The following is an 11855-nucleotide window of genomic DNA, read 5'->3' as shown; positions in this document are numbered from 1 at the left end:
AAGAACTCCTGCGTCCGGTCTCCATTCTAAGTTGGCCGGCCCCCCTGAACCGGCCGGAACCACGTGAAATCACTCACAGGGAACGGCCTTGCGTCCGGGGCATCAGTTGTGGATGGCCGAATAGAGATTGAGGCTGGCCGAAAACACAACCCACGAAAAATAGGGCAGCATCAGGAGGCCGGCAGCCGGGCTCACCGGACCGAACCGCACAACGAGGAAGGCGAGGGACGCCGCCAGCCCGGCAATCACCAGGAAAGCAGCCCAGAGTGCAGCGGCTCCAAATACCGGAAAGAGCCCGAAGAAGGCCAGCGGCCACGCGGCGTTGAGCACCAGCTGGACAAGGTACCCGGCCAGGGCGCCTCCCCTCAGCTCCCCTTTCCGCCAGACGAGCCAGGCGGCAACCGCCACCCCCGCGTAGAGCAGCATCCACATGCTCCTGAACATCCAGCCCGGCGGCATCCAGGGAGCCTTGACCGACCCCGCGAACCAGCCGCCGGAATTCAGGATGATGGGGACCGACGCCAAGGCCCAGGCTGCAGCGGAGAGCGCAAGGAACCCGGCCAGGGCAACAGCCTGCCGTCCGCGGGCGGAACCCTGCGGTTGGGCGGCTCCATAGCCGGAGGGCGGGTCAATATTTGCGGGCACGGTTCAGGATCCCCAACACAACTCTCAAGGTCAAACCGGAATGGGTGGATGGGTTGACCGATACGCCGGGTTCTGTGCTCCCGCCACGTTGCCGGTGCGGGAGTAGCGGCCATCCATCTACGAGCGCCGTTGCCGGCGCCCTCCAGCGGCCTACCCGGACACTCGGGCGGGCAGCCCTCAAACGTGTCCTGTCTGGCCTTGCTCCGGGTGGGGTTTACCTAGCCTTCCCGGTCACCCGGGAAGCTGGTGGTCTCTTACACCACCGTTTCACCCTTACCTGGTTCGTGCCGCTTTCAAACCGGCGCGACCCAGGCGGTCTGTTCTCTGTGGCACTGGCCTGCGGGTTACCCCGAGTGGGCGTTACCCACCACCCTGCCCTGCGGAGCCCGGACGTTCCTCGAGCCACTTGCGTGACGCGCGGCCGCCTGGTCAACCCATCCAGGTCCAGTCTACCGGCGCGGTGCCGCATTCCCTGCGCCGGTAGGATCGGACGGTGCTGATTCTGCTCCCCCCTTCCGAAGGCAAGACGCCCGCGATCCGTGGTTCCGCCGTCGACTGGCCTTCCCTGAGCTTCCCGGACCTGAACTCCTGCCGCGCCAAGGTGCTCGACGCACTGGGGGCGGTGAGCGCGCACGAGGACGCCCTCGCGTTGCTGGGGGTCGGGGCCTCGCTGAAGGACGACGTCGACCGCAACACCCGGCTCCACGCTGAACCCGCGGCTCCCGCCCACCAGATCTACTCCGGCGTGCTGTACGACGCACTGGGCTACAAGACGCTCACCCCTGTGCAGCGGCGCAAGGCAGACGAGTCGGTGCTGGTGATCTCCGCCCTCTGGGGCGCCATCCGCTTCGGCGACAGCGTGCCCGCCTACCGGCTGTCAATGGGGACGGCGCTGCCCGACGTCGGCCGCCTCGCCTCGTTCTGGAAGCCGCACCTGTCCAGTGCGCTGGCGCCGCTCACCGAGGGGCAGCTGCTGGTTGACTGCCGGTCCAGCACCTACGCCGCAGCGTGGGCGCCGCCGCCGGCGCAGACCGTTACGGTCAACGTGTTCACCGAAGTGCAAGGCGTGCGGAAAGTGGTGAGCCATTTCGCCAAGCACACCCGCGGCGAACTGGCACGGCACCTGCTGGCCCGGCGGGGCAAGGCTCCAGCGACGCCGTCGGACCTTGCAAAGGCCGCCCGGGAAGTGTGGCAGGCAGAGCTCGTGGACGGGTCAGCGAGGAAACCCCACGCGCTAAACATCATCCTGCCGGGCTGATTCCCCCGCCCCTCCCCAACTAGGTAGCGCTAAGTGTCGTTATGAGCCGCCAAAACGACACTTAGCGCTACTTAGTTGGGTCAGGCCCACTCCTCCGAGCGGACCAGGATGGCGCCCGAGTCCGGGCAGAAGACGATGTCGTCAGCGGCGGCTGCCTTGATCTCGGCCAGGTCGCCGGGGCTCAGCTTCATGCCTGACGCTTCGGACGTGCCGTGGAACAGCCGGGCGGCACCCACACCCCGCTTGTCGAGCGTTTTTTCGTAGACGGCGAGCAGGCCGGCGTCGAGCCCCGCAGCGAATTCGGCGCGCCGGGTGCGGAGCCCGCTCGCTTCCGCCTCCACCTCAGCCAGTTCCGCATCCAGCTCGGCGCGGATGGTGCCGAAGGATCCCTGGATATCGTCCACAATCCCCTGCTGCGCCGCCTGCCTGGCGCGAAGGGAGTCCAGCCGCTCCATTACCTCGAGTTCGATGTCCTCAAGGTCCGAGCGACGCTTGTTGAGCGAGGCGATGTCCTTCTGGAGGGCCACCAGGTCCTTGGACAACCCGGTGCCGCTGTTCAGCCGCGCCTCGTCCCGCTGGATCCGCGAGGCGACCTGTTCCACGTCCGCCTCGGCCCGCTTCAGTTCGGCCTCGGCGTCATGGACAGCCACCTTCGCCGCACCAAGCTCGCCATTGGCAACAGACAGGGCCGCCTCAAGGTCCTTGATGCGGGGATCGTTTTCCAGGGAGCGGCGGCGGTTGGCGAGCGACTTAAGCTTGGCGTCCAGCCCCTGCAGCTCAAGCAACTTCAACTGTTCCGCCGGTGCTGCCTTCGCCACATTTACCTCCGCTTGATCCCTACCGGCCGGGGCCGGGCACCTGATCGGCGCTTCCTAGACTCTAGCGCGTGGCCTGCTCCCCCGCCTCGCTGCGTCGCCACCGGACCTCGCACTCAAGGCCTAGCCCGGGGTCAGGATGAAGTCCCAGGGGTCGCTGTTGGTAGTGCTGACCCGGATTTCAACGTCATGGCCCTGGTCGGCGAGGACATTGCCCAGCGCAGCCGCAGCGGCAGGCAGCCACAGCCACTCGCTGGCGAAATGGGACACATCCACCAGGTAGGGCCGGCCGTTCAGGGCGGCCTCCCGGGCTTCCGACGCCGGGTGGTGACGCAGGTCAGCGGTGACATAGACGTCCGCGTTGCTGGCTCTGACCTCATTGAAGAGGGAGTCCCCGGCACCACCGCAGACGGCGATGCGCCGGACCAGGCCGTCCTTGTCGCCGGAAACCCGCACTCCCCCGGCAACGGACGGGAGGATCCCGAACACGCGGGCCGCAAAGTCGCCGAGGGTCATGGCCTCCGCCAGGTCCCCCACCCGCCCGATGCCCTCTTCCGGGAGGCCGTTTGCGGCCACCGTGAGCGGGGCGGCGTCCTGGAGGCCGAGCGCGTCGGCGAGGACGTCGGATACGCCGCCGACGGCGGAATCACCGTTGGTGTGGACGGTCAGCAAAGCGGTGCCGGACTCGATCAACCGGTGCACTGCCCGGCCTTTGGGGGTGGTGGCGGCGACGCTGGTGACGCCCTTCAGGAGGAGGGGATGGTGTGTGATCAGGAGTTCCGCGCCCCACTCCACCGCCTCCTCAATGACTTCCAGGGTTGGGTCGACGGCGAACATCACCTTGGTGACGGGCGCGGAGGGATGGCCTGCCACCAGTCCCACTTCGTCCCAGTTCTCTGCCAGGGATTCGGGCCACAGCTCTTCCACGGCCAGGAGCAGTTCACCCAGGGTGGGCGCCTCCGCGGACTCCGCTGCCCCAGGCCCGCCGGAGGGTGCGCCGCCGTTGCCAGTGCCGCCGTCGATGTTGTCCGGGCCGGTAACGTCGGTGTCCGCAGGTTCCATAGTCTTAGTTTTACCCCATCGGGCCGTCCGGACCGCACGTTTACAGCCGCCGCCCCTGGACGGCCCGGGAATCTTCCCGCGCCCCCAACCATTGAAGAGGTCATGAAAACTTTTGTTTTAGGCGGAGGCTGCTTCTGGTGCCTCGACGCCGTTTACCAGAAGACCAAGGGCGTCAGCTCGGTGGTGTCCGGCTATACCGGGGGCCACGATCCGCAACCGGACTACTACTCGGTCTGCAACGGCACCACCGGCCATGCCGAGGTTGTTGCCGTGACGTTCGACGAGGAGACCATCCCGGCGGAGGTTATCCTGGACATGTTCTTCGCCCTGCACGATCCCACCACGCTGAACCGCCAGGGCTACGACGTCGGCACCCAGTACCGTTCTTCGATGTTCTATGAGACCACCGAAGAGAAGATCATCTTTGAGGAAGCGATCGACCGGAACCAGGCACTGTGGGCCCATCCGATTGTCACGGAGGTCAGCCGGTTGCCCCGCTTCCATGTCGCGGAGGAGTTCCACCAGAACTATTACGCCAAGCATCCCGAACAGGGGTACTGCCAGGTGATCATCAACCCCAAGCTCGCCAAGGCCAGGAAATATTACTCTGCATGGCTTAACGCTTAGCCACGCTTACGCGGCCTCGTTAGGCTGACCTCAGTATTCACCCCTCAGAGATAGGCGTATGTACATGGCACGGATCTATGACGATGTGACACAGCTGGTCGGCGGGACCCCGCTGGTTAAGCTCAACCGGCTCAGCGAGGGCCTGGATGCCACCGTCGCCGTCAAGCTTGAGTTCTACAACCCGGCCAACAGCGTCAAAGACCGTATCGGTGTTGCCATTGTCGATGCCGCCGAGAAGTCCGGTGCACTGAAGCCCGGCGGAACCATTGTTGAAGGCACGTCCGGAAACACCGGCATCGCCCTGGCAATGGTGGGTGCTGCCCGCGGCTACAAGGTCATCCTCACCATGCCGGAGACCATGTCCACGGAACGCCGCGTCATGCTGCGCGCCTTTGGCGCCGAGATCGTCCTGACTCCGGGTTCCGAGGGAATGCGCGGCGCGGTGGAGAAGGCCCAGGAAATCGTGGCCAACACCGAGAACTCCATCTGGGCACAGCAGTTTGCCAACGAAGCCAATCCCGAAATCCACCGCACCACCACGGCGGAGGAAATCTGGGCGGACACCGACGGCGCAGTGGACATCTTCGTCGCGGGCGTAGGCACCGGCGGAACCGTCACCGGCGTCGGCCAGGTCCTCAAGGAGCGCAAGCCCGGCGTCCAGATCGTCGCGATCGAGCCCAAGGACTCCGCCATCCTCAATGGCGGCGCACCCGGCCCGCACAAGATCCAGGGCATCGGCGCCAACTTCGTGCCTGAAATCCTGGACACCAACGTCTATGACGAGGTCCTGGACGCCACGCTTGAGGATTCCGTCCGGGTGGCCCGCGAGCTCGGCGTCAAGGAAGGCATCCTGGGCGGCATCTCCTCCGGCGCCATTGTCTGGGGTGCCCTGGAACTGGCCAAGCGTCCCGAAAACGCGGGGAAGCTGATCGTGGCTGTTGTCTGTGACTTCGGTGAGCGTTACATCTCCACCGTCCTCTATGACGACATCCGCGGCTGATCCAGCCGCCGTTCGCCCGTTTCCTGTAGAAAGAACTTTGTGGGCTTTTTCGCAAGACTAAAGGAAGACCTCGACGCCGCCCGGTCCCACGACCCGGCGGCTCGGGGTTCTTTTGAGAACTTTTTCGCATACTCCGGCCTGCATGCCATCTGGATCCACCGGCTGACGCACTGGCTGTGGCAGAACCCGGGGTTGCGTTTCCCTGCCCGGTTGATCTCGCAGCTGGGCCGGTTCCTCACCGGGATTGAGATCCATCCGGGTGCCACCATCGGCCGCCGCTTCTTCATCGACCATGGGATGGGCGTGGTGATCGGAGAGACTGCCGAGATCGGCGAGGATGTGATGATCTATCACGGAGTCACCCTGGGCGGCCGCTCCCTGGCCCGGATCAAACGCCACCCCACCATCGGTGACCGGGTAACCATTGGTGCCGGCGCCAAGATCCTGGGGCCAATCACCATTGGCCGGGACAGCGCCGTGGGCGCCAACGCGGTGGTGGTCAAGGACGCGCCGCCGGAATCGATTGTCACCGGCGTCCCCGCGAAGTGGCGCCACCGGGATGCCCAGCGTGAAACCAAGCCTGCGGTGGACCCGGCAGAGTACGACATCGAATACCGGATCTGACAACAGAAGCCGCCAACCCTGGCCGTGTCACCAGCGCCAGGCAAAAGCCAAAGGCCGGCAGTTCCTGAAACTTCAGGAACTGCCGGCCTTTGGCTTTAACCGATGGTGGAGGCTAGTGCGTGTCCACGGCTTCGATCTCGGACTTGTCCTCGCCCCAGAGGGTGTGGAAGGTGCCCTCGGAGTCGACGCGGCCATAGGTGTGGGCGCCGAACAGGTCTCGCTGGCCCTGGATCAGGGCGGCAGCAACGCGCTTGCGGCGCAGGCCGTCGTAGTAGGCCAGCGAGGAGGAGAACACCGGAACGGGGATCCCCAGCTGGACGGCGGTAGCGACGACCCGGCGCCATGCCGGCAGTGCCTCGGCGATGGCCTGCGTGAACGCCGGAGCGAACAGGAGGTTGGCCGGCTTCTCGTCCGCTGCGTAGGCCTTGGTGATGTCCTTGAGCAGCTCGGCGCGGATGATGCAGCCGGCCCGCCACAGGGAGGCGATCTCGTCCAGCTTGAGGTCCCAGCCGTACTCCTTCGCTGCCGACGTCAGCATGTCCAGGCCCTGGGCGTAGGAGACAAGCTTGGACGCGTACAGTGCCTGGCGGACGTCCTCGACGAACGTCTCCGGGATCTCCACGGATGCCTCGTTGCCGGCCAGCAGCTCCTGGCCCAGCTTGCGCTGCTCCGTCTGGGAGGACAGGGCGCGTGCGAAGACGGATTCGGCGATGCCGGAAACCGGGGAGCCGAGCTCCAGTGCCGAGATGACGGTCCATCGGCCGGTACCCTTCTGGCCGGCCGCGTCCACCACGACGTCGACGAACGGCTTGCCGGTCTTGGCGTCCACGTGACCCAAAACCTCGGCGGAGATCTCGATCAGGAAGGAGGAAAGCTCGCCCTTGTTCCAGTCCGCAAAGATCCTGGCCTGCTCGGCAGGCTCAATGCCGGCACCGGAACGCAGGAGGTCGAAGGCTTCGCCGATGACCTGCATGTCGGCGTATTCGATGCCGTTGTGGACCATCTTGACGAAGTGGCCGGCGCCGTCGGTTCCCACCCAGGCGCAGCACGGTTCGCCGTCCACCTTGGCGGAGATCTTTTCCAGCAGCGGGCCCAGGGCCTTGTAGGACTCCTTGGAACCGCCGGGCATGATGGAGGGGCCGTTGAGCGCGCCCTCTTCGCCGCCCGAGACACCGACGCCCACGAAGTGCAGGTCCTTCTTGGCAAGGGCAGCTTCGCGGCGGCGGGTGTCCTCGTAGTGGGAGTTACCGGCGTCGATGATGATGTCGCCCGGTTCCAGGAGCGGCTCCAGCTGTTCGATGACTGAGTCAACAGGCTTGCCGGCCTTGACCATGATCAGCACGCGGCGCGGCTTCTCCAGGGAATCGACCAGTTCCTGCAGGGTTTCCGTCCGGACAAAGTCGCCTTCCGAGCCGTACCTTTCCAGCAGGGCGTCGGTCTTCTCGACGGAACGGTTGTGCAGGGCAACCGTGAAGCCGTTCCTGGCGAGGTTGCGGGCGAGGTTGGCGCCCATCACCGCGAGGCCGGTGACACCGATGTGTGCAGACATCAAAACTCCAATTCGTACGTTGCGCGGATGTGCAGGGCTCCCGTTGCGTCGGAAGCACGATTGCAGACCAAGGGTCTTAATAAAGCATATATATTCGGGAGGTAACAGGAAAGTAACGCCCACCTTGTGGAAGCGTTTGTGTCGCTGCGGTCCCGGCCGGCCGCCTTCCGGCCAACCCGTTCACACTAGGCTTAGCTGCATGACCAGCAGCCTGCACCACCGTGCCATTGAGAATCTTGGCACCCGAATTGTTTCAGGGGAGCTGCCTGCCGGCCATATCATGCTCGCCGAAAACCTTGAGGATGAACTCGGGGTGTCCAGGTCGGTGATCCGCGAGGCCGTCCGCGTGCTGCAGTCCCTCGGCCTGGTGGAGACCACCAAGCGGGTGGGCATCCGGGTATTGCCCCCGAGCCGCTGGAATCCCTTCGATCCCCAGGTCATCCGGTGGCGCCTGGCCAGTGATGCCCGCGGCGCGCAGCTTCGGTCACTTGCTGAGCTGCGGTCCGCCGTGGAGCCGGCCGCGGCCGAGCTGGCCGCCCGGAACGCGCCGGCGCCGCTGCGGCTGGAGCTGGTGGACGTCGCCCGTGCAATGCTCGACGCCGGCCGCAAGGGTGACGTGCCCCGCTTCCTTGAGCTGGACATCCAGTTCCACTCGCTGCTGCTGTCCGGCTCGGGCAACGAAATGTTTGCGAACCTCATGGGCCAGGTGGCGGAGACCCTGACGGGCCGGACCGTGCACGGACTGATGCCCGACCATCCGCACGAGGCCGCGCTCCAGTGGCACATGGACGTGGCGGAGGCAATCGCCCGGGGCGATGCTGCCACCGCCCGGGAGTCGTCAGACAAAATCATGAGGCGGACCATGTCCCAGATGTCCGATACGTGGACCGAGCAACCCCGCGTCTTCATTCCGGTGCAGCGCTGACACCGCTGCGTCGACTTTTTGTTTCCAGAGGTTCACGGTATATTCAACTCAGGCCCTCCACCGCGGCATCCCCCAATAGTCGCGGTGGAGGGTTTTCCAATGCCCGGAGCCCGCCGCCGGCCGGCGCGATTCGCCTAGGCAGCGTCGGCAAGGGCTTCCCTGAGACGCCAGCCCCCACCCAGCCCGTCCCGCTCGAGGAGCATGGTGGTCAGGGCGGAGCCGGCGTTCCTTCCCAGCCTCACCTGAAGCTGCAGGACCTCGACATCCACACGGCTGAGGCCCTTCGGCATCCGGCGGCGCGTCTCCCACCATTTGACCCGCTCAAACCACCGGACCGGTTCCGCGCCCACAGCCCATTCCCTGCCATTGCAGAGCACCGCCGCGGGCCTGCCGTCCGTCCCCGTCCGCACAATCACGTGTTCCATTCCTGCAAGCTATGGCAGGGGTCGGACATTCGGGGAAGAGCCCGGATTCCTGGCGGGGCGGGGCAACGCAAAAGCCCCGCCACTTCCACCTGAGGGCGGAAACTGCGGGGCTTGCGTGTGGGTCCTACCGGGATCGAACCGATGACATCCACGGTGTAAACGTGGCGCTCTACCAGCTGAGCTAAAGACCCAAAGTGGCCGGACCGGGCACTGCTGCGCCCTGACCAACGAACATAGACTCTACCCGACATCGGCCCCCGAATGCGAATCGACCGCTGAAGGGCACTGCGGCCTGCCCTTAGACGGGCGGGAGCTCCGACGCCAGCCAGGTCAGCGATTCACTGACGCCCGCCTCAAGCTTGATGGTTGCTTTGTCATCCCCGCGGGTTGCTCCCCTGTTGATAATGACCACCGGCTTGCCCTCCTTGGCGGCGTGCCTGACAAAGCGCAGGCCGCTCATTACCGTCAGTGACGATCCCGCAACAACCAGGGCTGCGGCATCATCGACCATCCGGTAGGAGATTTCGACCCGGTCCTTGGGCACGTTCTCACCGAAGTACACGAAGTCGGGCTTCAGCATTCCTCCGCAGGCGGGGCAGGCCGCCACCACAAAACTGCTGATCAACGCCTGGTCTTCCACCGTGGAATCGGCGTCCGGTGCCATCTCCACCAGCCCCGTCTGTGCCGCCCGGTCCAGGAAATCCGGGTTCAGCTCCTCGAGGATTCCTGCCAGCAGACGCCGCGTATAGGTCCGGCGGCAATTCAGGCAGACAACCTGGTCATACCTGCCATGGAGGTCGACGACGTTAACGCTGCCGGCGTCCTGGTGCAGGCGGTCCACATTCTGGGTGATGAGGCCGGTGAGGTGTCCCCTGCGTTCAAGCTCCGCCGCGGCGAGGTGGCCCTGGTTCGGATCCGCGCGCCGCAGGTGGGACCAGCCGATGTGGTTCCTCGCCCAGTAGCGCTGGCGGTTGGCGGACGCCTTGACGAACTCCTGGTAGGTCATGGGCGAACGAGGGGGCGAACCGGGTCCCCGGTAGTCCGGGATCCCGGAGTCGGTACTGAGTCCGGCCCCGGTGAGCAGCGCGAAACGGTCCCCTGCCAGTACGTCCCGGATCCGGACCAGGACGTCAAGCTCTTCTGCGGACGGGGGTCCGGCAGGCACTGGCGGCATGCTCGCGAAGCCTGTGAGGCCCACACCATGCCGCTGCCCGCCCACGTGGAGTCAGGCCTTTTCGAGCCCGGCAAGTGCCGTGCGGTATTCCCCGAGGTCCCGGGCCTGGCCCCGCGGATTCACCACGCTGTACCGGATGGTTCCGCCCGCATCGATGATGAAGGTGCCCCGCCGTGCCATGCCGCTGTCGGCGTCGAACACCCCATACAGCCTGGCGACCTCGCCATGCGGCCAGAAGTCCGCGAGCAGGTCGAAGCTGTACCGTTCCTGGGCAGCATAGGCCCTGAGGCTGAATTTGCTGTCCACTGAGACGGCCAGGACGGTGGCGTTCGCATCCTGGAACAGCGCGAGGTTATCCCGCAGTTCGCAGAGCTCACCGGTGCAGATACCGGAGAATGCAAAGGGATAGAACACAAGGACCACGTTCTGGCCCCGGAAGGAGGACAACCTGACCGGCTCACCGTATTGGTTAACGAGTTCGAAGTCAGGTGCGGCCCCACCGACCGCGGGGACAGCTACGGCGGCAGCGGCAAGCGCTGCCGTCACTTGTTCTTCCTGCTCACCAGCCGCGTTGCGCTCCAGTCCTTGGACACGCCCGCTGAGGTGGTAACGTGCAGCCCGGCCGTCGGCGCTGCCTCCTGGATGTCTGCCGGGGAGACATATCCAGCCCGGCCGGACTTGGGTGTCAGCACCCACACCACGCCGTTTTCGCTCAGCGTGGTCAGCGAATCCATCAGGCTGTCAACGAGGTCTCCGTCGCCGTCGCGCCACCAGAAGATGACGGCGTCCGCCACTTCATGATCGTCCTCGTCCAGCAGCTCAGAACCGGTGAGGTCCTCAATATCGTCACGCAAGTCGAAATCGACGTCGTCGTCGTAACCGAACTCCTGAATCAGATCCCCGTTCTTGAAACCCAATTTTTCCGCCACATTTACCGAAGTGGCGGCGTCGGCCTCGCTCACGTGTACCTCCAATGCCTCATATATGCAGTGCGCATAGTGATTTCCATTACTCCCAAGCCAACACCCTTTGTGCCTGAGCTTCAAGCTGCCGCCCCCGCGATGCGCCATATTCTGCGTCACATCAGGTTCGTCCAGCCCGCTGCCCAGCGGCTTTTCGTCACACAACCAGTATGACGGCGAAATACAACTGGGCCGCCCAAGCCGCGGCTACGCATCGCGTAAGGGACAGAGTTAGAGTGGCAGGTGACAACTATGCCTGCGGGGCAACAACCCTGTAACTCCAATGCAGACGTAGGAAAACTTAGGACCCTGCCCGGCACACATGACCGGGCTGTTGTAACCGATACGTCGCACACGGCGTACGTACGCCGGGCGGTCACCCTGCCCGGCCTGAGTGCGCCACCAATGCGCGCAAAGAGAGGTTGGACGTGGCTGCAGGAGAAGATACCTCCCATATCCTCAGCGGGTTGACTAACCAGCTGCCTGATCGTGATCCCGAAGAGACCGCCGAGTGGGTTGAGTCCCTGGATGCATTGATCAGGGAACAGGGCACCGAGCGTGCCCAATTCATCATGCGGAGCCTGCTGCAGCGTGCCGGCGCGCAGAGCGTCGGGGTGCCGATGGTGACCACCACCGATTACGTGAACACCATCCCGGTGGACCAGGAAGCGGAATTCCCCGGCAACGAGGAATTCGAGCGCCGTTACCGGGCCTACATGCGCTGGAACGCTGCGGTGATGGTCCACCGGGCCCAGCGGGCGAACATCGGCGTGGGCGGACACATCTCCA

The 11855-nt window shown here is 65.1% G+C and carries 13 protein-coding genes, 1 tRNA gene, 1 other RNA gene and 1 pseudogene; 6 read left to right on the top strand and 10 right to left on the bottom strand.

What is annotated here, in order from left to right; genetic code table 11:
* Positions 1 to 102: 102 nt before the first annotated feature.
* Positions 103 to 645, bottom strand: coding sequence for a TspO/MBR family protein (locus tag U7114_RS07690; RefSeq protein ID WP_321213772.1), 543 nt, complete (start codon positions 643 to 645; stop codon positions 103 to 105).
* 45 nt (positions 646 to 690) lie between these two features.
* An RNA gene (rnpB, locus tag U7114_RS07685) (RNase P RNA component class A) lies at positions 691 to 1082 on the bottom strand.
* A 56-nt stretch (positions 1083 to 1138) separates the two neighbouring features.
* Between rnpB and U7114_RS07680 the strand changes: the two genes are divergently transcribed.
* Positions 1139 to 1903, top strand: coding sequence for a peroxide stress protein YaaA (locus U7114_RS07680; protein WP_323057016.1), 765 nt, complete (start codon positions 1139 to 1141; stop codon positions 1901 to 1903).
* 80 nt (positions 1904 to 1983) lie between these two features.
* Here the strand turns inward: U7114_RS07680 and U7114_RS07675 are convergent, their stop codons facing one another.
* Positions 1984 to 2721 (bottom strand): zinc ribbon domain-containing protein, encoded by a 738-nt coding sequence (locus U7114_RS07675; RefSeq protein ID WP_323057015.1) that lies wholly within the window; start codon positions 2719 to 2721, stop codon positions 1984 to 1986.
* A 120-nt stretch (positions 2722 to 2841) separates the two neighbouring features.
* Positions 2842 to 3780 carry a Nif3-like dinuclear metal center hexameric protein gene (locus tag U7114_RS07670; RefSeq protein WP_321213775.1) on the bottom strand — a complete coding sequence of 313 codons (939 nt, stop codon included), beginning with the start codon at positions 3778 to 3780 and terminating at the stop codon, positions 2842 to 2844.
* Between the two features lie 102 nt (positions 3781 to 3882).
* Between U7114_RS07670 and msrA the strand changes: the two genes are divergently transcribed.
* The 3 genes from msrA to epsC all read left to right on the top strand — a co-directional run bounded on the left by msrA (position 3883) and on the right by epsC (position 6031).
* Positions 3883 to 4407 (top strand): peptide-methionine (S)-S-oxide reductase MsrA, encoded by a 525-nt coding sequence (gene msrA, locus U7114_RS07665; RefSeq protein WP_323057014.1) that lies wholly within the window; start codon positions 3883 to 3885, stop codon positions 4405 to 4407.
* 64 nt (positions 4408 to 4471) lie between these two features.
* Complete coding sequence (gene cysK, locus U7114_RS07660) at positions 4472 to 5407, top strand: cysteine synthase A (protein WP_157241932.1); 936 nt, start codon at positions 4472 to 4474, stop codon at positions 5405 to 5407.
* A gap of 39 nt (positions 5408 to 5446) precedes the next feature.
* Positions 5447 to 6031: a serine O-acetyltransferase EpsC gene (gene epsC / locus U7114_RS07655; protein WP_321213777.1), complete on the top strand. Its 585-nt coding sequence runs from the start codon at positions 5447 to 5449 to the stop codon at positions 6029 to 6031.
* A 112-nt stretch (positions 6032 to 6143) separates the two neighbouring features.
* Here epsC and gndA read toward each other — a convergent pair whose 3' ends face one another.
* Complete coding sequence (gndA, locus tag U7114_RS07650) at positions 6144 to 7580, bottom strand: NADP-dependent phosphogluconate dehydrogenase (RefSeq protein WP_157241931.1); 1437 nt, start codon at positions 7578 to 7580, stop codon at positions 6144 to 6146.
* A 199-nt stretch (positions 7581 to 7779) separates the two neighbouring features.
* On the opposite strand from gndA, the gene U7114_RS07645 reads away from it, so the two are divergent.
* Positions 7780 to 8505: a FadR/GntR family transcriptional regulator gene (locus U7114_RS07645; protein WP_323057013.1), complete on the top strand. Its 726-nt coding sequence runs from the start codon at positions 7780 to 7782 to the stop codon at positions 8503 to 8505.
* Between the two features lie 134 nt (positions 8506 to 8639).
* Here the strand turns inward: U7114_RS07645 and U7114_RS07640 are convergent, their stop codons facing one another.
* The 5 genes from U7114_RS07640 to U7114_RS07620 form a co-directional block, all read right to left on the bottom strand.
* Entirely contained in the window at positions 8640 to 8930 is a 291-nt protein-coding gene (locus tag U7114_RS07640; RefSeq protein WP_157241929.1) for a hypothetical protein, read from the bottom strand.
* A gap of 118 nt (positions 8931 to 9048) precedes the next feature.
* Positions 9049 to 9121: transfer RNA gene (locus U7114_RS07635), tRNA-Val, on the bottom strand.
* Positions 9122 to 9228: 107 nt separating this feature from the next.
* Positions 9229 to 10149 (bottom strand): NAD-dependent protein deacetylase, encoded by a 921-nt coding sequence (locus U7114_RS07630; RefSeq protein WP_321213778.1) that lies wholly within the window; start codon positions 10147 to 10149, stop codon positions 9229 to 9231.
* A gap of 6 nt (positions 10150 to 10155) precedes the next feature.
* Positions 10156 to 10650 carry a peroxiredoxin gene (locus U7114_RS07625; RefSeq protein ID WP_321213779.1) on the bottom strand — a complete coding sequence of 165 codons (495 nt, stop codon included), beginning with the start codon at positions 10648 to 10650 and terminating at the stop codon, positions 10156 to 10158.
* Positions 10647 to 11066, bottom strand: a complete 420-nt coding sequence (locus U7114_RS07620) for a DUF3052 domain-containing protein (RefSeq protein ID WP_321213780.1) — start codon at positions 11064 to 11066, stop codon at positions 10647 to 10649. The genes U7114_RS07625 and U7114_RS07620 overlap by 4 nt, the downstream gene beginning before the upstream one ends.
* A gap of 428 nt (positions 11067 to 11494) precedes the next feature.
* Between U7114_RS07620 and U7114_RS07615 the strand changes: the two are divergent.
* A pseudogene (locus U7114_RS07615) lies at positions 11495 to 11855 on the top strand (pyruvate dehydrogenase (acetyl-transferring), homodimeric type); the annotation flags it as partial.

The organism is Pseudarthrobacter sp. C1 (genome assembly GCF_034720455.1).
In the GTDB taxonomy this organism is placed as follows: domain Bacteria; phylum Actinomycetota; class Actinomycetes; order Actinomycetales; family Micrococcaceae; genus Arthrobacter.
The sequence above is the reverse complement of the archived record's forward strand: the minus strand, read 5'-3'. Positions and strand labels throughout refer to the sequence as shown.